A 20,879-nucleotide genomic window follows, 5' to 3' on the forward strand; every position below is an offset into this window, starting at 1 on the left:
GGTATCAGAAGTGCGAATGCTGACATGAGTAACGTAAGGGGAGTGAGAGACTCCCCCGCCGAAAGACCAAGGGTTCCTGCTTAAAGTTAATCTGAGCAGGGTTAGCCGGCCCCTAAGACGAGGCGGAAACGCGTAGTCGATGGGAACCACGTTAATATTCGTGGGCCTGGAGGTAGTGACGGATCACACAAGTTGTCCAATCTTATCGGATTGAAAGGGCAGCGGAGTGGTTCCAGGAAATAGCTCCTCCTTATAGACCGTACCCGAAACCGACACTGGTGGTCAGGTAGAGTATACCAAGGCGCTTGAGAGAACTATGCTGAAGGAACTCGGCAAATTGCACGCGTAACTTCGGAAGAAGCGTGACCCTTTTCTGCGCAAGCAGAGGAGGGTGGCACAGACCAGGGGGTAGCGACTGTTTATCAAAAACACAGGGCTCTGCGAAGCCGCAAGGCGACGTATAGGGTCTGACGCCTGCCCGGTGCTGGAAGGTTAAGAGGAGGGGTGCAAGCTCTGAATCGAAGCCCCAGTAAACGGCGGCCGTAACTATAACGGTCCTAAGGTAGCGAAATTCCTTGTCGGGTAAGTTCCGACCTGCACGAATGGCGTAACGACTTCCCCGCTGTCTCCAGCATAGACTCAGTGAAATTGAATTCCCCGTGAAGATGCGGGGTTCCTGCGGTTAGACGGAAAGACCCCGTGCACCTTTACTATAGCTTTACATTGGCATTCGTAGTGGCATGTGTAGGATAGGTGGTAGGCTTTGAAGCCTGGGCGCCAGCTCAGGTGGAGCCACCCTTGAAATACCACCCTTATTACTATGGATGTCTAACCGCGGCCCGTTATCCGGGTCCGGGACAATGTATGGTGGGTAGTTTGACTGGGGCGGTCGCCTCCTAAAGAGTAACGGAGGCGCGCGATGGTGGGCTCAGAACGGTCGGAAATCGTTCGCTGAGTGCAATGGCATAAGCCTGCCTGACTGCGAGACTGACAAGTCGAGCAGAGACGAAAGTCGGTCATAGTGATCCGGTGGTCCCGCGTGGAAGGGCCATCGCTCAACGGATAAAAGGTACGCCGGGGATAACAGGCTGATGACCCCCAAGAGTCCATATCGACGGGGTTGTTTGGCACCTCGATGTCGACTCATCGCATCCTGGGGCTGGAGCAGGTCCCAAGGGTATGGCTGTTCGCCATTTAAAGCGGTACGTGAGTTGGGTTCAGAACGTCGTGAGACAGTTCGGTCCCTATCTGCCGTGGGTGTAGGAATATTGAAAGGATCTGTCCCTAGTACGAGAGGACCGGGATGGACGGATCTCTGGTGGACCTGTTGTGGCGCCAGCCGCATTGCAGGGTAGCTATATCCGGACGGGATAACCGCTGAAGGCATCTAAGCGGGAAACCCACCTTGAAACGAGTATTCCCTGAGAACCGTGGAAGACGACCACGTTGATAGGCCGGGTGTGGAAGAGCGGCAACGCTTGAAGCTTACCGGTACTAATAGTTCGATCGGCTTGATCGTTCTCATTCCTAATATCCATCCGACAAGTCGGATGGCTTGTTCTCACTCACGCTTGTTCCGCCCTTCGGGCGGCGCTACGTGGGTGCGGCGCATCGGCGCCGACGGTCGGTCGACCTTGCGAAGCTTCGCTTCGAAAGGCGCCGGGCCAACAGAATAGCCAAGGCACAAGGCGACGATCCTTGGATCGCGCTTGAACAGCTTCTCGATTTGAACGTGCGTTTTGCCGACCTGGTGGTTATGGCGGAGCGGCTGCACCCGATCCCATTCCGAACTCGGCCGTGAAACGCTCCAGCGCTGATGGTACTTCGTCTCAAGACGCGGGAGAGTAGGTCGCTGCCAGGTCTGCCAAGCGCACGTTCATCTCACATCCGGATCGGATCCGGATGGAGACAAATCTTCTCCTTACGGTTTTTGATGCATGTCGTTGCCGCAAAACCGCGCGGCACTTTTGGGCGACATGCATAAGGCCCGCCAAACGGGATCCTGGGCCGCGCAAGCGGCCCTTTCATTTGGCGGTCTCTTGAATCCGGTAAGCGAAAGCTTACCTCTATGGTTGGCGCGGGGTGGAGCAGCCCGGTAGCTCGTCAGGCTCATAACCTGAAGGTCACAGGTTCAAATCCTGTCCCCGCAACCAAATACCAAAAACGGCCCGCCTCGCGCGGGCCGTTTTGGCATTCGGCTTGTGGTGGCCGGCTGATTTGAGCGCTCATCAGGGGCCCGCAAGAAGGCGAAGCCGACGCCGCGGGACAAAGAAGCCAAATCCTGTCCCCGAAACCAGATCTGAGAACGGCCCGCCTCGCGCGGGCCGTTTTTGTTTTTCGCCAACGTCTCTTTCCATCTCGACTTGGCGGGGCTTTGCAGCGATGGTCGCCCGACTCCGCGCTGCCGCAGGTCGGCCGCGAGGGCAAGGCATGAGGAGCGGAAGATGCGGCAGGCACTGATCGTATGGGGCGGTTGGGAAGGGCACGAACCCGAAGCAGGGGCGCGAGTCGTCAAGGCGATGCTCGAGGAGGAAGGCTTCGCCGTGCGCGTGGAAAACACGACCGCGGCGCTGGCCGACCCGGCAATCGCCGAGCTCAGCCTGATCGTGCCGATCTACACCATGTCCAAGCTCGCCAAGGCCGAAGAGGCCAATCTGACGAAAGCGGTCGAGAGCGGCGTCGGCCTCGGCGGCTATCATGGCGGCATGGGGGACGCGTTCCGCGAATCGACGGACTACCAGTTCATGTGCGGCGGGCAGTGGGTCGCGCATCCCGGCAACATCATCGACTATCGGGTCAACATCGTGCGGCGCGACGATCCGGTCATGGAGGGCATCGACGATTTCGCCTACCGCTCCGAGCAGTATTACATGCATGTCGATCCCTCGAACGAAGTGCTGGCGACCACCACCTTCTCGGGCGACGATGCGCCATGGATCGACGGCGTCGTCATGCCGGTGGTCTGGAAGCGCCGGCATGGCAAGGGACGGGTGTTTTATTCGTCGCTCGGCCATGTGGCCAAGGAGTTCGAGGTGCCGCAGATGCGCACGATCCTGCGCCGCGGACTGGTGTGGGCGGCTCGCTGAACTCAGCGCCGCCGGCTGCTTGGTCGGTTCGACTCTCCGCCACGTAGCCCGGCAACTGGCGATATTCATCATATGAATATCCAATTTACATAAGACCTAACGTTTCATACAACAGACAGTAGCGTGCTTTCACCGGAGAGGATTGCGTGGAAACCATCGTTCCTTCGGATGCAATCGGCTGGATGCCTTCGGTCGACCAGGGTGGCGCAAGCGTGCACAACGCCGTCGTCAGCGTGCTGGGCAGCCGCATCCTGGGAGGGAACTATGCTCCCGGCGACGCCCTGCCGCGCGAGGACGAGCTCTGCGCCATGCTGGGCGTCAGCCGCACTTCCGTCAGGGAAGCGGTCAAGGTGCTGTCGGCCAAAGGCCTGGTCGAAGCCAGGCGGCGGGCCGGCGTGCGTGTGCTGCCGCGTGACAGCTGGCGGCTGCTCGATCCCGTTGTGCTCGGCTGGCACCCTGCGATCCAGGACGATCAGGAACTGGTTTCCGGCCTGCTGGAGGCGCGCCGCATCTTCGAGCCGGCGGCGGCCGAACTCGCGGCCAGGCGAGCCACTGCCGCCGACCTCGCCGAGATCGAGCGCGCGGTGGTCGGCATGCGCGAAAACATCCCCAATGATCTCAACGCGGTCTGCCAGGCGGATCTTGCCTTCCACAAGGGCGTCATCGCGGCCAGCCACAATGTCGTGCTCAAGGGGCTTGTCGGCATGCTGGAAGCCGCGCTGCGCGCCACATTTCTGGTCACCAACCCCTTGATGGAAGCGCAGTCGCGCGCGCTTTCCGCCCATGTCGCGGTGCTGGAGGCGATCCGTATCCGCGATACCGCCGGCGCTCGCGCCGCCATGAACAGGCTCCTCGACATCGCCGCCGACGATCTCCACGCCAAGGACTGACGTTTCCGCCTTGACGCCATTTTAGATCGTATGATAATTCCTTTTCATATGATCTAAGTGTCGCCTGGGAGGAGTTGCGCTTGAGAATCGTGGCGATCACCACGCGCGTCGTGAACGCGGATATGCGCAACTGGGTGTTCGTGCGCATCGAAACCGACCAGCCGGGTCTCTACGGGTGGGGCGAGGCGACGCTGGAATGGAAAACCCAGGCCGTCGTCGGCGCCGTCAACGATCTGGCCCCGCTTCTGGTTGGCCGCGATCCTCGCGACATCGAGCAGGCGGTGCGCATCCTCAAGAAGCACTCGTTCTGGCGGCTGGGCGTCATCGGCATGTCGGCGGTCTCCGGCATCGAGCTGGCGCTCTGGGACATTTTCGGCAAATGGCTCGATCAACCGGTCTGGCGATTGCTCGGCGGCAAGGTGCGCGACCGGGTCAAGGTCTATACGCATCTCGGCCTCGGCGATATGCGCGCCGTCTATGAGACGCTCGACGCCGAGCCGCTGGTGCAGCGCGCCTCCGAGGTGGTGGCAAGGGGCTATCGCGCGCTGAAGGCCGTCTTCATCCCTTACAGCCACTATCACGCGCCGCTCGTCGAGGTCGACAAGGTCGGCCGGCTCATGGAGGCGCTGCGCAAGGCGGTCGGGCCGGAGGTCGAGATCATGGTCGACTTCCACGGGCGCCCCGCCTCGGCCGCAACCGCGCTCGCCTATATCGACGCGCTGGCGCCGCACCGGCCGATGTTCATCGAGGAGCCGCTGCCGCCCGGCGAGACCGGCGCGCTGGCGCAACTCGCCGCCAAGTCGCGCGTGCCGATCGCCACCGGCGAGCGGCTGGTCGATCGTCCCGAATTCGATGACCTTTTCCGGGCAAGGGCAGTCGACATCGTGCAGCCGGACATCTGCCATTGCGGCGGCCTGCTAGAGGCCAAGAAGATAGCGGCCATGGCCGAGGCTGTTTCGGTGGGCGTTGCGCCGCACAACCCGCTCGGTCCGATCGCCGGCGCTGCGGCGCTGCATTTCGCGGTCTCCACGCCCAACCACCTGATCCAGGAAGAAATGGTCGGCGCCGTGCCCTGGTATTTCGAGGTGGTGAAGGGGCCGATCCGCATGGCCGACGGCTGCTGGCAGGTGCCGGACGCGCCGGGACTTGGTGTCGAGGTCGACGAGGCGGTCGCCGACCGGCATCCCTACAGGCCGGAGGTCATGCACACCACCAACGCCGTGCTTGCCGACGGCACTGTCGTGGACTGGTGACGATGGCCGGGCGTCTCAAGGACAAGGTGGCGATCATCACTGGCGCCGGACGCGGCATCGGCGAGGCGACGGCGCGCGCCATGGCGGCGGAAGGCGCCGTGATCGTCGTGGCGGAAAAGGATGCGGTAAGCGGAACAAGCGTTGCCGCATCGCTGGTCGAAGGCGGGGCGCGGGCGCTGTTCGTGGAAACCGACGTCGCCGACAGCAGATCCTGCGAAGCGATGGCCGAACAGACGCTTGGCGCCTTCGGCCACATCGATGTGCTCGTCGCCAATGCCGGCATCAACGTGTTCCACGAGCCGCTGGAAACCACGGAAGAGGAATGGCGGCGCTGCTTTGCCGTCGATCTCGACGGCGTGTGGTACTCGGCGCGCGCGGTTCTGCCGGCGATGCGGGCCCGGAAGCAGGGGTCGGTCGTCGCCATCGCGTCCTGTCATTCCTTCGCGATCATCCCCTCGACCTTTCCCTATCCGGTCGCCAAGCACGGGCTGCTCGGCCTGGTGCGGTCGCTCGGCATCCAGTACGCGGCCGAAGGTGTGCGCGTGAACGCGATCGCGCCCGGCTATATCGAGACGCAGATCGCGGTCGACTACTGGAACACGTTCCCCGACCCTGAGGCCGAGCGCCAGCGCACCTACGACCTGCATCCGCCGCGCCGCATCGGCAAGCCGGAAGAGGTGGCGATGACCGCCGTCTTCCTCGGCTCCGACGAGGCGCCGTTCATCAACGCCGCCTGCATCGTCATCGATGGCGGGCGCTCGGTTCTCTACCACGAGTGAGGTTTCGCCCCGGCGGCCGGTCGCCGGAAACGTCTTCAAGCAGATCACGTCCCGCCGGCCGGGATCGATAGGGAGGAAAGCCAATGAAAAAGATGATCAACGCATGCCTTGTGGCAGCAGCCACAGCCGCCGTCGCGCTGACGGTCCACGGCGCCGGCGCGCAGGACAAGATGAAGTTCGGCTACATCAACAAGATGGGCGACCATCCCTGGTTCGTGCGCGAGGTGAAGGGCGCCAAGGACAAGGCCGCCGAGCTCGGCGTCGACCTGCTTGTCCAGGACGTGCAGTTCGACGCCAACCTCGCCGTCACCACCTTCGACACCTATGTCGGCGACGGCGTCAAGGGCATCGCCGTGGTGGTGCCGGATCGCTCGCTCGGCCCGGTCGTCGCCGACAAGGCGAAGGCGGCCAAGATCGGCCTGATCGCGGTCGACGACGACATCGCCTTCGCCGACGGCACGCCAGTCGCCTATGTCGGCATGAACGCGCTCAACATCGGCAAGCAGGTCGGGGCCGAGATCGCCCGCATCGCCAAGGCCGAGGGCTGGGACAAGGATCTGTCGAAGGTTCGCGTCGGCTCGATCGAGGACCAGAAGGCCGACACCTGCATGCGCCGCAACAAGGGCGCGGAGGAGGCGCTGGTCGCGGCGATCCCGGAGATCAAGTCGCGCATCGTCTCGATCCCCTACGACAACACCATGGTCAACTCGATCGACGTGGTGTCGACGACGCTGACGGCCAATCCGGACGCCGAGAAGTGGATCTTCTTCTCCTGCAACGACGACGGCGTGCTCGGCGGCGTGCGCGCCACCGAGAATGCCGGCATGAAGCCGGAGAACGTCATCGGCATCGGCATCGACGGCTCGCGCTCCTGCGAGGCCTTCGGCGCCGGCAAGCCCACGGGCTTCCGCGGGACGATGTGGCTGGACAGCGCCAAGCATGGCGCGGCCGCCATCCAGGCGCTCTATGACCAGGCCACCGGCAAGGAGATGCAGAAGGACTACTTCCAGGACGCCACGCTGATCAGCGGCGAGAACTTCGCCAAGTTCAAGGACACGCTCGGTTGCAAGTCCTAGGGTTTCCTTCAGCCGCATGGCTGGCGGCTTCACGGCGGGCGGCTTCATCCGGAGCCGCCCGCCGATGACCGTGCCCGTCGTTTCCGTCGAGAACGTCAGCAAGCGCTTCGGCGCTGTGCAGGCGCTGCGCGACGTTTCGGTCGCCTTCAACGCCGGTGAGATCACTGCGCTCATCGGCGAGAACGGCGCCGGCAAGTCGACGCTGATGCGCGTGCTGGAGGGCGAGCATCGCCCCGATACCGGCCGGGTTCTGGTCAACGGGCAGCCGGTCCAGCTCAGCTCGCCGCGCGCGGCGCATGGCTCTGGCATCCGCGTCATCCATCAGGAGCCGGAGATCATCCCGGAACTGACGGTGGCGGAAAACATCTTCATCGGCGACATCAAGGCGCGGGGCGGGCTGTTCCTCGACCGCGCCGACCTCGAGCGGCGCAGCCTCGAACTGCTCGGCACCTTCGGCGTGGCCGATGTGCTTTCGCCCGGGCAGCGCTGCCATGGCCTGAGCCCGGCGCTCAGGCAGCTGATCGAGATCATGCGCGCGCTGAGGCCGGGCGCGCGGCTGCTCGCCTTCGACGAGCCGACCTCGTCCTTGACAGAAGACGAGGCGCAGCGGCTGTTCCGCGTCATCCGACGCTTGAAGGCCGACGGCGTCGCGGTGATCTACATCTCGCACCGGTTGCGCGAGATCATCGAGCTTGCCAACCGCTGCGTGGTGATGCGCGACGGCAGCCGCGTCGCCGACGAGCCGATCGCGGCGCTCGACGAGCAGCGTATGGTGCGGCTGATGGTCGGCAGGCCGGTGAGCGACCTGTTCAACCGAAAGGAGCGCACGCTGGGACCGGTCCGGCTGGCGCTGGAGAATGTCACCACACGTCGCCTCAAGGAGATCAGCTTCGAGGTGAGGGCCGGCGAGATCGTCGGGCTGGGCGGCCTGGTCGGCGCCGGACGGACCGAAGTTGCGCGCGCCATCGTCGGCCTCGATCCGCTGCTGTCCGGTCGGATGACCGCCGGCGGCCGGCCGTACAGGCCGCGCGAGCCGGCGGATGCGGTTGCGGCCGGCATCGGGCTGGTGCCGGAGGACCGCAAGCAGGAAGCGCTGCTTTTGATGCAGGCGGTGCGCGACAATGTCAGCTTGGTGGTGCCCGACAAGGTGTCGCGCTATGGCTTCTTCAGCCGCAGGCGCGAGCGCGCGCTGGTCGCCCGCCACGTCGCCGAGCTCAGGGTGAAGACGCCGTCCATAGAACAGGCCGTCGGAAAACTGTCCGGCGGCAACCAGCAGAAGGTGGTGTTCGCGCGCTGGCAGGCGCGCGGGCCGGCGGTGCTGATCCTCGACGAGCCGACGCGCGGCATCGATGTCGGCGCCAAGGCCGAGATCTACAGGCTGATCGAAAGCTTGGCCGACCAGGGTCTCGCCATCCTCCTCATCTCCTCGGAAATGCCGGAACTGCTCGGTCTCGCCGATCGCGTGCTGGTCATGCAGAGCGGCCGCATCAGCGGCGAGCTTCCGTGGCGCGAGGCTAGCGAAGAGGCCGTGCTGGCGCTGGCCATGCGCTCGGGGAAAGAGACGATCGAAAGGAAAGTGTCGTGACCGATACCGTAACGGCCACCCGCGAACGCGCGCCGGCAAGCCTGTTTGGCCGCATCGGTGCGCAGAATATCAGCCTGCTCATCGCGCTTGTCGTGCTGCTGGCGATCTTCGGCGCGCTGCGGCCAGACGTCTTCTTCACGCCGCGCAACCTCATCAATATCGGGCTGGCGGTCACCATCCTCGGCATCCTGGCCATGGCGCAGACCGTCGTCATCGTGTCGGGCGGGCTCGACATCTCGGTCGGATCGATCGTCGGCCTGAGCACCATGGTGCTGGCCGTCGCAGCCCAGGAAACCGGCTCGATACCGCTCGGCATCCTTGCCGGCCTTCTTGCCGGGCTGGTGGCGGGCGCCGTCAACGGGCTGATCATCGTCTACGGCCCGGTCAACGCGGTGATCGCGACGCTTGGAACCATGTCCGCCTTCCGCGGTCTCGCCTATCTGATGAACAACGGCAACTCGATCCCGATCACCGGCGACAGCCTGCGCGCGCTCGGCATCGGCACGCTGTTCGGCATGCCTTTCGCCATCTGGCTGCTGATCGCCGCGATGGCGGCGTTCATTGTCTTCACCCGCGAGACTGTGGTCGGCAGGAACATCTATGCGCTCGGCGGCAATCCGACCGTGGCGCGGCTCGCCGGCATCCCGATCCGCCGCTACCAGATCTCGATCTATGCGATGAGCGGCTTCGCCGCGGCGGTGGCTGGCCTGGTGCTCGCCAGCCGCACCATGTCCGGGCAGCCGGCCTCGGGCAGCCAGGGGCTTGAGCTGGAAGCGATCACCGCTGCGATCCTCGGCGGCTGCGCGCTGCAGGGCGGCAAGGGCACGATCGTCGGCGCCATGCTGGGGGTGCTGATCATCGGCGTGCTCAATAACGGCATGATCCTGACCAGCGTGCCGACCTTCTACCAGCTGCTCGCCAAGGGAGCGCTGCTGATCCTCGCGGTCATCGTGCAGGAGCGCCAGCGGGCGCGGTCGGGAGAGTAGCCCGTGCCGGGTTAAACACTTTCGAGATAAGTCTCGATCTCGAAGTCGCTGACGTTGAGCGCGAAGGTGTTCAATTCCTGGCGCTTGCAGGCGATGAAGCCGTCGCGCAGCACGGCCGGGAAGATTTCGGCGACACGCGGCCCGGTCTCGAAGGCGGCGATCGCCGAGGCCCAATCCGGCGGCAGCTTGGCGAGCGTCAGCCCTTGCCCCTCGCCGCCGGTCGGCTCGCCGGGCGACAATTCCTTTTCGATGCCCATCAGCGCGGCGCCCAGGATCGCCGCCAGCACCAGATAGGGGTTGGCGTCGGCGCCCGAGACACGATGCTCGATGCGGCGCGCGGCGGAAGGGCCGCCGGGAATGCGGATCGCCACCATGCGGTTCTCGTAACCCCAGGCGACGGCCGTCGGCGCATAGGAACGCGGCCGCAGCCGCCGGTAGGAGTTGAAATGCGGCGCGAACACCAGCGTGCTTTCGGCCATCGCGGCGAGCAGACCGCCGACCGCGTGACGCATCGTGTCCGAGCCCTGGTCGCTGCCATCGTCGAAGATGTTGCGGCCTTCCTTGTCGACGACGCTGAAGTGGACGTGAAAACCGTTGCCGGCGCGCTCGCCATAGGGCTTGGCCATGAAGCAGGCGGCAAAGCCATGCTTGCGGGCGATGCCCTTGACGGTGCGCTTGAAGAGCACGGCGTCGTCCGCGGCGCGCAGGGCGTCGGGAACGTGATTGAGGTTGATCTCGAACTGGCCGACGCCGTTCTCGGCGATCGCGGTGTCGACCGGAATGCCCTGCATGCGGCAGGCTTCGTAGATGTCGTGGATGAAGGCCTCGAAATCGTCGATCTCGTCGATCGAGAGCGCTGCGTCGGAATCGAGGCGCCGGCCGGTGACGGGCGAGACAGGGCCGACCGGCCGCTGGGACGTCGGGTCGACGAGATAGAATTCGAGCTCGGTGGCGGTGACAGGCGTCAGGCCAAGCGCCGCGTAGCGATCGAGGATGCGGGCGAGCGCGCGGCGCGGGTCGCCGAGATAGGGCGCGCCGGCTTCATCGGCGAGCCAGAGCGGCAGAAGCGCTGTCGGATGCGCCGTCCAGTTGACCGGCAGGATGCCGCGTCCCGTCCAATGGCAAAGCCCGTCGGCGTCGCCGGTCGAGAAGACCTGCGCATTGCCTTCGATATCCTCGCCCCAGATGTCGAGCCCGATCAGCGAATAGGGCATGCGCAGCTTGCCTTCGAGCGCCTTGCGCGCCTGCTCGACCGGAATGCGCTTGCCGCGCATGATGCCGTTCAGGTCGCACACCGCGGCCCTCAGGCTCTGGATGTCGTTCCTGCTTTCAAGCCAGTTCAAAACGTCCGCGATTGCATCGCCCAATTTCCAGCCCCTGTTTTTGAGGTGCTGTAGCCCTTTCGGCTACGATATCCATTTTTCAACTTGTGAGTTCATGAAGGCCGCCCTGGAGATGTCCGGGCGTGTTTCCTTCATTTTTTCAATTCACTAGTCGGGATATCGGGCGGCATTTCGGGTCCATATTGTGCGATCTGCGATCGCAACATAGCGACATGCAAAGAGAAAGCCAAGCCGGGAGTTGGGAATTGGCGGCAACGCCCATCCCGTCGTCATCCTATTGACGAGCAAGGAGCGAAGCGACGCGGCGCAGACCATAGGATCCATTTCGTTACATATGAGCGGTGCAGCGGTGCAGAATTCTGCCCCGCCGCATTCTACGCCGGAGGTCACGGAATGGATCCCAGGGTCTCCGCAACGGAGCTTCGCTCCTGCTTCGCCCTGGGATGACGAAGTTGGGACGCTTTCGGCCAATCTCGAAGGCTTTCCTACTGCCGCAATTCCGGGAATTTGATCTGCTTGAGGATGTGCGCGGCGCCCTCTTCGATGTCGCGCACGATGGCCGCGCGGGCTCTTTCGCCGTCCTGGGCCTCGATCGCCGCCACGACCTCCTCGTGATAGTCGATGCCGAGGATGCCGGCGAGGTCGTCCTCGAAGCCGATGCGCAGGTTCCGAAGAAACGGTCCGACCTGCATCCACACCGTCTCGATCAGGAAGATCATCTGCTCGTTGCCGCAGTGGCGGTAGATCGAGAATTTGAAGTCGTGGTTTTTGCGCAGATAGTCGCCGATGTCGCCGCTGCGGGCGGCCTGGGTGAGCTCGGTGCAGTGGCGGCGGATGGCGCGCAGATTGTTGCCATTGATGAGCTTTGTCGCGAGCTCGGTGGCGGTGCCTTCCAGGACCGTCCGCACGTCGGTCAGCTGCTGGAAGCGATCGGCCGAGATCATCGGCACCTCGACACTGCCGTTCGGCTTCGGGCTCAGCGCCCTGAGCGCCTGCAGCCGCATGAAGGCGCTGCGCACTGGCATGTCGCTGGTGCCGAGCTCCTTGGCGAGCTTGCGCGAGGTCAGCTTCTGGCCGGGTTGGAGCTGACCCGACATCAGCGCCCGCACCAGTTCCAGATAGACTTTCTCATGCAGGGGTACCGTGTCGAGGGCAGTCAGTCCGAATTGTGTTTTGTCGGCCATTGGCTATGCGCTGCTTCGTCCGTCCTGAAACCCGTTTCGTCACGCAATCTGCCGCCGCAATGCTTGGCCGGCGGCTTCGAGCCGCACGATAGACGGTTAACGCGCGCCGCCGCAAGGGAGGCCAGGGCGCTATCCCGGCTGACCCAACGGCGCCATGGCCGGTGCCGGGGCCCTGCCGCAATCCTCCGTTTGACGGATGTCGTCGTCCGACAATATGGTCGATCGCAATCATGGAAAGAGGCAGCAATGGAACAATGCTGGCGTTGGTACGGCCCGAACGATCCGGTCACGCTCGACAATATCAAGCAGGCGGGTGCTGCGGGCATCGTGACGGCGCTGCACAACATCTATGACCGCAGCGCCTGGCCGCTCGAGGCCATTCTCGAGCGCAAGCGCATCGTCGAGGCGACCGGCCTCACCTGGTCGGTGGTGGAGAGCATTCCCGTCCACAACTCGATCAAGATCGGCTCGCCCGAGCGGGAGCGCTACGTCGGCTGGTACAAGGACACGATCCGGGCGCTGGCCAAGGCCGGCATCTCCACCATCTGCTACAATTTCATGCCGGTCGTCGACTGGACCGCACCGACCTCATGTACCGGCTGCCCACCACCGGTTACGAGCTGCGCTTCGATGCGATCGATTTCGCCGCCTATGACGTCTTCGTGCTGAAGCGGCCGAACGCCGAGGCGAGCTACAGCCCGGCGCGCCTCGAGGAGGCGGAAGCGCGGCTCAAGACTTTGAGCACCGAGCGCAACCTGATCGCCGGCCTGCCGGCAACCGAGCGCACCTACAATCGCGACACAATGCGCGGGGCGCTCGCGGATTACGCAGCTGCGCGCCAATCTCGCCTGGTTCCTGAAGGAGATCATCCCGGCCGCCGAGGAAGTCGGCGCGCGCATGTGCATCCATCCGGACGATCCGCTGTTCTCGCTCTACGGCCTGCCGTGCGTCGTCTCCACCGCCGATGACGCGCGCTTCATCCTGGGAGTGGTCGACAGCCCGGCGAACGGGCTGACCTTCTGCACCGGCTCCTACGGCGTGCGCGCCGACAACGATCTGGTCGCGATGATCGAGGAGTTCGCGCCGACGGCTCCTTCTACGAAGCGGAGCATCTGGAAGGCTCGACCGACATGGCCGAAGTGATCCTGGCGCTGACGAAGGAGGAAGCGCGGCGGCGGAGAGAAGGCCGGTCCGACTGGCGCATCCCGATGCGCCCCGACCATGGCCATTTGCTTGCCGACGACATCGGCAAGACGAATATCAATCCCGGCTATTCGCTGATCGGCCGGCTGAAAGGTCTTGCGGAGCTGCGCGGCATCATGCGGGCGGTGGAGCGGTTCGAACTGGCCTGAGGTCGGGCCGGCGAGCCTTCCGTCGGGGTGCGCTTCAAGGCGCTCGGCGATCCGACGAACTCCCTCGGTCAATTGGAGGGAGCGCGCTCCAGTTGTCGTTGCGCCCCGTTCGACCTTGCGACATAGCTGCGCCAGCCGCCATAGGCGGAGATATCTGTCGCCGCCGACAGGCTAGCGGTCTCTGCCAGAAAACCCTTTGCCGACGTGCCGTCGCCGAGATCGATGGTGCCGATGCCGAGCGGTGGCGGAATGGCGGCGACGAAACGGCCAAAGGCGTCGGGGCAGAGTCGCCAGACTTCGACCTCGATGGCCGCGCCCCCGCTGCCGACCCGGACCAGCCCGGGCTTGGGTGGGATTTGGCCAGCAAGCTCATAGAGCCTGTAAGAGGGCGCCGTCCTTGCTGCCCTGCAGAATCGCGCGCCAACGTTCTTCAGTTGGCCATTCAGCGGCATTCCCGATAGATGCGCGCCGACCACCACCAGTTCGATCATCTCGTCCTCGGCCAACGCGGCAACGGGCTGCGCGCTTGGCTGCGGCCATCCGGTCGCGCCGAGAGCGAGACCGCTCGCGGCATGGAGATCGCGCGCGACTGACGCCACGAGACCGTCCCACCCGGCGGCCGCAAGCAGGGTAACGCTCATCGGCAAGCCATCATCGCGCGTGCCGGTCGGCACGGCGATGCCGCACATGTTGAGCAGGTTGACGAAATTGGTGTAGGTGCCCAGCCGGCTGTTGGTGGCGATCGGATCGGCAAGCACGGCATCGACGGTGTAGTGGGTCGGCGCCGTCGGCACGCAGAAGAGATCGACGGAGGCGATGACCGGGGCGAGCCGCGCCTTGCAGGCCTGCAAGGCATAGAGCCCGCGGAAGGCGTCGGCTGCCGACAGGTTTCTCGCGCCGCCGATGATCTTGCGCGTGACCGGATGGAGCGCGGCCTCGTTGGCCTCGAAGAAATCGCGGATCGCCGCGTAGCGCTCTGCAACCCAGGCGCCTTCGTAGAGAAGATCGGCGGTGGCGTAGAAGTCGCCGAACGGGATCTCGACAAGCCTGGCGCCGAGCGCCTCCAGGGCGGCGAGAGCGGCCTCGAAGCCGGCCTGCATCGATGCGTCGCCGAAGAACTTCAGGTCGGCCCTTGCCGGGATGCCGACGTTCAGCACCGGCGGTCGCACGGCGAGTGGCTCGACGGCGATGCCGCGCGAATAAGGATCGGCGGCATCGTGCGCGGCGGCAACCGAGAACACCGCATAGGCGTCGTCGACTGTCAGCGCGAAGACCGAGACGCAGTCGAGCGTCCGGCAGGCCGGCACCACGCCCGTCGTCGAAAGCGCGCCGACCGTCGGCTTCAGCCCGACGATGCTGTTGAGGCCGGCCGGGATGCGCCCCGAGCCGGCGGTATCGGTGCCGAGCGCGAAGGAGACGATGCCGCGCGCCGTCGCCACCGCGGAGCCGGAGGAGGAGCCGCCGGGTACCAGTTCCGGATCGATCGCATTCCTTGGGATCGGCCAGGGTGTGCGAACGCCGACGAGGCCCGTGGCGAACTGGTCGAGATTGGTCTTGCCGACGACGAGGGCGCCGGCGGCCTTGAGCTTCGCCACCACTGTGGCGTCCGTGGAGGGCGTGTAGGCAAACTCGGCGCAGGCGGCCGTGGTCGGCATGCCGGCGACGTCGATGTTGTCCTTGACGGCGAAGGGGATGCCCCAGAGCGGCCTGGCCACCGGATCGAAACGGCCTAACGCTTCGGCCTCGGCCAGCATCGCGGCTTTCGTCGCAAGGTGGATGAATATGCCGGGGTCGCCCGCCGCCTCGATGCGGGCAAGGACCGTATCGATCACCTCGGCGACGCTGATTCCGCTCTCGTAAGCGGCATGCAGGCTGCCGATGTCGAAGTGAATGTCGCTCATTTCGTCTCCCCCAGAAAGATCACCGGCAGGTCCCATTGGATCAGCACGACGCAGCCGTCCTTCGTCCACACCGAATGTTCGGAACCGACCGGATTGAGAATCACGCTGCCCGCAGGATAGTTCCCATTCTCGTCGCTCTGGATGCCTTCCAGCACGACGATGGTTTCCAGCCCGGCATGGCGATGGCGCGGCACGCCGGCACCCGGCTGGTATCTAAGGACCGCTACGGACGGTTCGACCGGCCCGCCTTTGAGCAGCCAATGCGCCGCGACACCGTCGCGGAAAGGCTCGAACGCCAGATCGCGCCAGCCACCGTCGACGAGGCCGGCAAAGGCAAGATTAGGCATTCGCAATTCCCTCGAGCACCTGATCCGCCGTCGCCGTCCAGCCGACGATCGCGCCCTGTGCCCTGATCATGGCGAGCGCGGCTGCCTTGAATTCGGGAAAGTAGCTTTCCGTCGCGTCCTCGGCGACCAGGCATTCGTAGCCACGGTCGTTGGCCTCGCGCATCGTCGTCTGCACACAGACTTCGGTCGTCACGCCGGCAAAGACCAGCTGCCGGGCGCCGAGCCGTTTCAGGTCCTCGCCGAGTCCGGTCGCGTAGAAGGCGCCCTTGCCCGGCTTCTCGATGACGATCTCGCCGGGCAAGGGCGCGAGCTCCTCGAGGATCGCCGTGCCGGGCTCGCCCGCGATCAGCACGCGGCCCATCGGACCAACGTCGCCGATGCGGATCGACGGGTTGCCACGGTCTCGCTTGGCGGGTGGCAGGTCCGAAAGGTCGGGCCTGTGGCACTCCATTGTGTGGATCACCGGCAGGCCGGCGGCGCGAAAGCCTTCGATCAGCCGCTTTACCGTCGGCACGATCGCCACGACCCGGCCGACATCGTTGCCGAGGCTGGCGCCGAAGCCGCCCGGCTCGGCGAAGTCGCGCTGCATGTCGATGACGATCAGCGCCGTCGTCTCCGGCTCGAAGGCGAAGGCGAAGGGCTGCGCTTCGATTTTCGCCATCAGTGATGCCCCGCCATGTATTCGCCGATCGTGTGCACGCTCGCCTGCGCGATCGAAGTCTCGTAGACCAGCGCGCCGTCGGACATGACGAGGATGCGGTCGGAGAGTTCCAGGAGCTCGTCGAGGTCTTCCGACATCAGCAGCACCGCGGCGCCGGCATTGCGCGCCCTCATGATGCGGGCGCGGATTTCGGCGACGGCGGAGAAATCGAGGCCGAAGCAAGGATTGGAGACGATCAACAGGTCGACCTCGCCGGTGAGCTCGCGGGCCAGCACGGCGCGCTGCACATTGCCGCCCGACAGCGAGGCGATCGGCGAGGAGAGCGATGCCGTCTTGACCTTGAACTGCTCGACCAGGCGGGCGCTGAAGGATTTGATGGCGCCGGCGCTGATCCAGCTCACCGGCTTGCCGTTGCCGTCGACGTCGAAGGTGCGGAAGGCGATGTTCTCGGCGACCGTCATCCTTGGCGCGCAGGCATTCTTCAGCGGCTCCTCCGGGATCAGCCGCACGTTGAGCGCGCGCGCCTCGGCGCGCGTCGCCGCATAGGCGGCGCCGCGAACCATGACCTCGCCACCATTGCGTGGGCGCTGCCCGGCCAGCACTTCCAGGAACTCCTTCTGGCCGTTGCCTGAGATGCCCGCGATGCCGACGATCTCGCCCGAACGCACCCCAAGATCCGCGATGTCGATCGATTTGAGGCCCGTGCGATCGGGCGCCTTCAGCGCCTTCACCTTGAGCATGATCTCGGCGTCCGGCCTCGGCTCGGCGCGGCTGTCGAGCGCGGCGATCGGCTGGTCGCCGATCATCATCGCCGCCATCTCCCTGTGGGAGAGATCGGAGACCTTCCCGGTTCCGGTGAGCCTGCCCTTGCGCAGCACCGTGATGTCGTCGGCGAATGCCGTAACCTCGTGGAACTTGTGCGAGATCATCAGCACGGTGAGGTCGCCGGCCTTCGTCATACCGCGCACCAGGCCGAGCACTTCCTGCGCCTCGCCCGGGGTAAGCACGGAAGTCGGCTCGTCCAGCACCAGGAAATTGCGGCCGAGATAAAGCTGCTTGATGATCTCGAGCTTCTGCTTCACTCCAGCGGCGAGTTCGGCCACCTTGACGTCGAGCGGCACCTTGAACGGCATGCCGCTCATGAAGGCGGCAAGCGCTGTGCGCTCCTTGCGCCAGTCGATGACGCCGGGCACCTTCTCACGCGAGATGACCAGGTTCTCGGCGCCCGTCAGCGAAGGCACGAGCGTGAAATGCTGATAGACCATGCCGAGGCCGAGCGCCGAGGCATCCCTGGGGCTGGCGATCGTCACTTCGCGTCCGTCGACCAGCATGTCGCCCGACGTCGGGTGGTAGAAACCCATCATGCATTTGACCAGCGTCGACTTGCCGGCGCCGTTCTCACCGAGCAAGGCATGGAAGGAGCCTGCCGGCACCTTGATGGAGACATCGTCCAGCGCGGTGAATGCGCCGAAACGCATGGTCATGCCGATGGTCTCGACGCCGATCGCCTTTCCGTGGAAGCTGCTGCTCATCGCCGGTTCCTCACGGCAGTTGAGCGACGAGCGCGGCGGAGTGCGAGACCGCGCCGAACACGCCGCCCTGCATCTTGATCATCTTGATCGCCGCCAGGTGATTGCCGTAGTCGGTAGCCCCGCAGCAATCCTCCAGCATCACGCATTCGAAGCCGCGATCGTTGGCCTCGCGCATGGTGGTGTGCACGCAGACATCGGTGGTGATGCCGGTGAGCACGATGTTTTCGATGCCGCGCTGGTTGAGGATCAGCTCGAGGTCCGTGGCGCAGAACGAGCCCTTGCCGGGCTTGTCGATGATCGGTTCGCCCTCGGCCGGATAGAGGTCGGGGATGATGTCCCAGCCCGGCTCGCCGCGCACCAGGATACGCCCGCATGGACCGGGGTCGCCGATGCCGGCATTGATGCGGCGCGAGCGCCAGCCCTTGTTGGCGGGCAGGTCGGCGAGGTCTGGGCGATGGCCCTCGCGGGTGTGGATGATGGTGTAGCCCTTGTCGCGCATGGCCGAAAGCACCGCCTTGATCGGCTCGATCGGCGCCCTGACCAGCGAGAGGTCATAGCCCATGTGGTCGACATAGCCGCCCGGCCCGCAGAAATCGGTCTGCATGTCGATGATAATCAGCGCGGTGTTGTCCGGCCGCAGATCGCCGTTGTAGGGCCAGGGATAAGGATCGGCGTCGATGTAGCGCTGGGTGATCTCGGGTCTGGCGTTCATGGCAAAAACTCCGGTCTCGCGAGCGGTTCGTGATGCGCAGTTATTTGGTGATCGACAGTTCGCCGGGCGCGCCGGCGAGCGTGCGGCTCGGCGAAGAGGTGGCGATCATGATGATGAGGGTGAGGATGTAGGGCGCGGCGTAGAAGAGGTAGTAGCCTTGCGTGACGCCCACCGACTGCAGCGCCGGACCGAGGGCGCCGGCGCCACCGAACAGAAGCGCGGCGGCAAAGCAGCCGAGCGGGTTCCAGCGCGCGAAGATGACCAGCGCCACCGCCATCAGCCCCTGGCCCGACGAGATGCGTTCGGTCCAGCTGCCCGGATAGTAGAGCGACAGATAGGCACCGCCGATACCGGCGAGCGCGCCGCCGACGCCGGTGGCGAAAAGGCGCACCGTGTTCGGGTTGAGGCCCATGGCGCGCGCGGCATCGGCGCTGTCGCCGACCACACGCACGATCAGGCCGATGCGCGTGTTGCGAACCGCCCACCAGAGGAAGACGGCGAGGGCAGCACCGATCAGGAACAGCACGTTGACGTTGAGCGCCGCCTGCACCTGCGGGATATCGGACCAAGCGCCGAAGGGAATTGCCGGCAGGTCCGGCGCCGAAGGCTGGATGAAGGGCTTGCCGAAGAAGAAGGCGAGGCCGGTGCCGAACAGCATCAGGGCGATGCCGATGGCGATATCGTTGACCTTCGGGAATTTGCAGATCCAGCCGTGGAAGAGGCCGAAGCAGAGGCCGGCGACCATCGCGGCCAAAAGGCCGAGCCACGGCGAGCCGGTCATCACCGCCACCGCATAGGCGCTCATGGCGCCGAACACCAGCGTGCCTTCGAGGCCGAGATTGATGCGGCCCGAGCGTTCGGTGATGGCTTCGCCGATCGAGACGAAGATGAACGGGGTGGAGACGCGGATGGCGCCGCCCAACATGGCGAGCGGCACCCCCCACAGCCCGATATCGGTGGCTTCCATCAGACAGTCCCCTTCAAGAAACCGGGCCCCTGCCAGAGGTCGGGATTGAAGAGCTTGAAGCGGCCGTAGAAGGTCTCGCTGAACAGGATGACGACGAAGAGCATGCCCTGCAACACCAGGACGGTCGCGTCCGGCAGGTCCATGCGGCGCTGGATCAGGCCGCCCGACGCGTCGATGCCGCCAAGCAGGATGGCGACGGGGATGATGGCGAGCGGATTGTGGCGGGCAAGGAAGGCGACGAGGATGCCGGTATAGCCGTAGCCGGCGGCAAGCGAGCCGTTGGCGCCGCCTTGCACGGCCGCGACCTCCAGCATGCCGGCAAGACCGGCGAAACCGCCGGCGAGCGCAGTGAAGCCGACGATCAGCGGACCGACGGCCAACCCCTGCACCTGCGCCGCCCTGACATTGCCGCCGGCGATGCGGGCGGCGAAGCCCCAGCGGGTTTTTTCGATCAGCAGCCAGGAGAGCACGCAGGCAAGGATGCCGACGACGAGCCCCCAATGCACTTCCATGCCCGGGATGTTGCCGACGCGGTAGATGTCGGCCAGCGGCTGGGTCGAGGGTTTGTTCAGCGAGGCCGGGTCGCGCAACGGCCCTTCCACCAGATGGTTCATCAGGGCGATGGCGATGTAGGCCATCAGCAGGCTGGAGATGGTTTCGTTGACGGCCCGGTAATGGCGCAGCGCGCCGACGGCACCGATCCAGATGCCGCCGGCGGCCAGACCCCCCACGCCCATGAGAAGGATGACGAGAAAAGACGGCGCGCCGTTCAGCGCAGCGCCGATGGCGGCCGCGGCGACGCCGCCGAGCACGATCGCGCCCTCGCCGCCGATGACGACCAGGCCGAGGCGCGCGGGCAGCGCCACGCAGAGCGCAGCAAGCAAGAGCGGCGCGCCGCGCGACAGCGAGTTCTGGATCGAGAACCAGGAGCCGAAGCCGCCCCGCCACATCGTCTGGTAGAGCTGGACCGGCGACTTGCCGACAGCCAAGATGAACAGGCTGAACAGCACCATGCCGACGACCAGCGCCGCAAGCGGAATGACGAAGGCCTCCGCCCGCCTGGCGGTCCATTCGAGCGCCGCCCGGTATCCCCCGGCGTCGAGGACGGTCCGCACATCCGGGCTGCTCACTGTGTCCGCCATGTTCCGTCTCCCTCGGCTCGCCTGAAGCACGTGCTTCAAGCTCTTGTTCGGATGCGTGTCGTCATCCCCAAACCGCTGCGCAC

At 65.1% G+C, this 20,879-nt stretch carries 16 protein-coding genes, 1 tRNA gene, 2 rRNA genes and 1 pseudogene (1 of these 20 running past the window's edge); 11 read left to right on the plus strand and 9 right to left on the minus strand.

Features of this window, described 5'->3' with window-relative positions:
• From EJ071_RS10190 to EJ071_RS10235, 10 genes are all read left to right on the plus strand, one after another.
• Window positions 1-1,519 (plus strand): 23S ribosomal RNA (locus EJ071_RS10190) (it extends 1,369 nt beyond the left edge of the window).
• Window positions 1,520-1,746: 227 nt separating this feature from the next.
• Window positions 1,747-1,861 (plus strand): 5S ribosomal RNA (gene rrf, locus EJ071_RS10195).
• Window positions 1,862-2,076: 215 nt separating this feature from the next.
• Window positions 2,077-2,153: transfer RNA gene (locus EJ071_RS10200), tRNA-Met, on the plus strand.
• Window positions 2,154-2,444: 291 nt separating this feature from the next.
• The gene (locus EJ071_RS10205; protein WP_126097744.1) at window positions 2,445-3,086 is read left to right on the plus strand and encodes a ThuA domain-containing protein; all 642 of its coding nucleotides are present in this window, start codon (window positions 2,445-2,447) and stop codon (window positions 3,084-3,086) included.
• Window positions 3,087-3,232: 146 nt separating this feature from the next.
• Window positions 3,233-3,976, plus strand: coding sequence for a FadR/GntR family transcriptional regulator (locus EJ071_RS10210; protein ID WP_126097745.1), 744 nt, complete (start codon window positions 3,233-3,235; stop codon window positions 3,974-3,976).
• Between the two features lie 89 nt (window positions 3,977-4,065).
• Window positions 4,066-5,229, plus strand: a complete 1,164-nt coding sequence (dgoD, locus tag EJ071_RS10215; protein WP_245460316.1) for a galactonate dehydratase — start codon at window positions 4,066-4,068, stop codon at window positions 5,227-5,229.
• A 2-nt stretch (window positions 5,230-5,231) separates the two neighbouring features.
• A complete protein-coding gene (locus tag EJ071_RS10220) occupies window positions 5,232-6,008 on the plus strand; it encodes an SDR family oxidoreductase (RefSeq protein ID WP_126097747.1) in 777 nt (258 codons plus the stop codon).
• 83 nt (window positions 6,009-6,091) lie between these two features.
• The gene (locus EJ071_RS10225; RefSeq protein WP_245460191.1) at window positions 6,092-7,084 is read left to right on the plus strand and encodes a substrate-binding domain-containing protein; all 993 of its coding nucleotides are present in this window, start codon (window positions 6,092-6,094) and stop codon (window positions 7,082-7,084) included.
• 64 nt (window positions 7,085-7,148) lie between these two features.
• Window positions 7,149-8,669, plus strand: coding sequence for a sugar ABC transporter ATP-binding protein (locus EJ071_RS10230; RefSeq protein WP_126097748.1), 1,521 nt, complete (start codon window positions 7,149-7,151; stop codon window positions 8,667-8,669).
• Window positions 8,666-9,655 (plus strand): ABC transporter permease, encoded by a 990-nt coding sequence (locus EJ071_RS10235; protein ID WP_126097749.1) that lies wholly within the window; start codon window positions 8,666-8,668, stop codon window positions 9,653-9,655. Before EJ071_RS10230 ends, EJ071_RS10235 begins: the two co-directional genes overlap by 4 nt.
• A gap of 11 nt (window positions 9,656-9,666) precedes the next feature.
• On the opposite strand, the gene EJ071_RS10240 is transcribed toward EJ071_RS10235, so the two are convergent.
• Window positions 9,667-11,022: a glutamine synthetase family protein gene (locus tag EJ071_RS10240; RefSeq protein ID WP_126097750.1), complete on the minus strand. Its 1,356-nt coding sequence runs from the start codon at window positions 11,020-11,022 to the stop codon at window positions 9,667-9,669.
• A gap of 461 nt (window positions 11,023-11,483) precedes the next feature.
• Window positions 11,484-12,182, minus strand: coding sequence for a GntR family transcriptional regulator (locus tag EJ071_RS10245; protein ID WP_126097751.1), 699 nt, complete (start codon window positions 12,180-12,182; stop codon window positions 11,484-11,486).
• A 246-nt stretch (window positions 12,183-12,428) separates the two neighbouring features.
• On the opposite strand from EJ071_RS10245, the pseudogene uxuA reads away from it, so the two are divergent.
• A pseudogene (gene uxuA, locus EJ071_RS10250) lies at window positions 12,429-13,534 on the plus strand (mannonate dehydratase).
• A 68-nt stretch (window positions 13,535-13,602) separates the two neighbouring features.
• On the opposite strand, the gene atzF reads toward uxuA, so the two are convergent.
• The 7 genes from atzF to EJ071_RS10285 are packed head-to-tail and all read right to left on the minus strand — an operon-like array spanning window position 13,603 to window position 20,796.
• Complete coding sequence (gene atzF / locus EJ071_RS10255) at window positions 13,603-15,435, minus strand: allophanate hydrolase (RefSeq protein WP_126097752.1); 1,833 nt, start codon at window positions 15,433-15,435, stop codon at window positions 13,603-13,605.
• A complete protein-coding gene (locus tag EJ071_RS10260) occupies window positions 15,432-15,782 on the minus strand; it encodes a cupin domain-containing protein (RefSeq protein WP_126097753.1) in 351 nt (116 codons plus the stop codon). Before EJ071_RS10260 ends, atzF begins: the two co-directional genes overlap by 4 nt.
• Entirely contained in the window at window positions 15,775-16,443 is a 669-nt protein-coding gene (locus EJ071_RS10265; protein WP_126097754.1) for an isochorismatase family cysteine hydrolase, read from the minus strand. The genes EJ071_RS10260 and EJ071_RS10265 overlap by 8 nt, the downstream gene beginning before the upstream one ends.
• Window positions 16,443-17,975, minus strand: coding sequence for an ABC transporter ATP-binding protein (locus EJ071_RS10270; RefSeq protein ID WP_126097755.1), 1,533 nt, complete (start codon window positions 17,973-17,975; stop codon window positions 16,443-16,445). Before EJ071_RS10270 ends, EJ071_RS10265 begins: the two co-directional genes overlap by 1 nt.
• Before the next feature lie 10 nt (window positions 17,976-17,985).
• A complete protein-coding gene (locus EJ071_RS10275) occupies window positions 17,986-18,687 on the minus strand; it encodes an isochorismatase family cysteine hydrolase (protein ID WP_126097756.1) in 702 nt (233 codons plus the stop codon).
• Between the two features lie 40 nt (window positions 18,688-18,727).
• The gene (locus EJ071_RS10280; RefSeq protein ID WP_126097757.1) at window positions 18,728-19,654 is read right to left on the minus strand and encodes an ABC transporter permease; all 927 of its coding nucleotides are present in this window, start codon (window positions 19,652-19,654) and stop codon (window positions 18,728-18,730) included.
• On the minus strand, window positions 19,654-20,796 hold the full coding sequence (locus tag EJ071_RS10285) for an ABC transporter permease (protein ID WP_126097758.1): 1,143 nt from the start codon (window positions 20,794-20,796) through the stop codon (window positions 19,654-19,656). The genes EJ071_RS10280 and EJ071_RS10285 overlap by 1 nt, the downstream gene beginning before the upstream one ends.
• Window positions 20,797-20,879 lie beyond the last annotated feature (83 nt).

It is taken from the genome of Mesorhizobium sp. M1B.F.Ca.ET.045.04.1.1 (assembly GCF_003952465.1).
Classification (GTDB): domain Bacteria; phylum Pseudomonadota; class Alphaproteobacteria; order Rhizobiales; family Rhizobiaceae; genus Mesorhizobium; species Mesorhizobium shonense.

Bases quoted from the DNA above. Each gene is read 5' to 3' on its own strand.
- atzF (WP_126097752.1), bottom strand. From the start codon at position 15,435: ATGAGCGACATTCACTTCGACATCGGCAGCCTGCATGCCGCTTACGAG.
- EJ071_RS10260 (WP_126097753.1), bottom strand. From the start codon at position 15,782: ATGCCTAATCTTGCCTTTGCCGGCCTCGTCGACGGTGGCTGGCGCGAT.
- EJ071_RS10230 (WP_126097748.1), top strand. From the start codon at position 7,149: ATGACCGTGCCCGTCGTTTCCGTCGAGAACGTCAGCAAGCGCTTCGGC.
- EJ071_RS10225 (WP_245460191.1), top strand. From the start codon at position 6,092: ATGAAAAAGATGATCAACGCATGCCTTGTGGCAGCAGCCACAGCCGCC.
- EJ071_RS10275 (WP_126097756.1), bottom strand. From the start codon at position 18,687: ATGAACGCCAGACCCGAGATCACCCAGCGCTACATCGACGCCGATCCT.
- EJ071_RS10280 (WP_126097757.1), bottom strand. From the start codon at position 19,654: ATGGAAGCCACCGATATCGGGCTGTGGGGGGTGCCGCTCGCCATGTTG.
- EJ071_RS10265 (WP_126097754.1), bottom strand. From the start codon at position 16,443: ATGGCGAAAATCGAAGCGCAGCCCTTCGCCTTCGCCTTCGAGCCGGAG.
- EJ071_RS10220 (WP_126097747.1), top strand. From the start codon at position 5,232: ATGGCCGGGCGTCTCAAGGACAAGGTGGCGATCATCACTGGCGCCGGA.
- EJ071_RS10205 (WP_126097744.1), top strand. From the start codon at position 2,445: ATGCGGCAGGCACTGATCGTATGGGGCGGTTGGGAAGGGCACGAACCC.
- EJ071_RS10285 (WP_126097758.1), bottom strand. From the start codon at position 20,796: ATGGCGGACACAGTGAGCAGCCCGGATGTGCGGACCGTCCTCGACGCC.
- EJ071_RS10270 (WP_126097755.1), bottom strand. From the start codon at position 17,975: ATGAGCAGCAGCTTCCACGGAAAGGCGATCGGCGTCGAGACCATCGGC.
- EJ071_RS10245 (WP_126097751.1), bottom strand. From the start codon at position 12,182: ATGGCCGACAAAACACAATTCGGACTGACTGCCCTCGACACGGTACCC.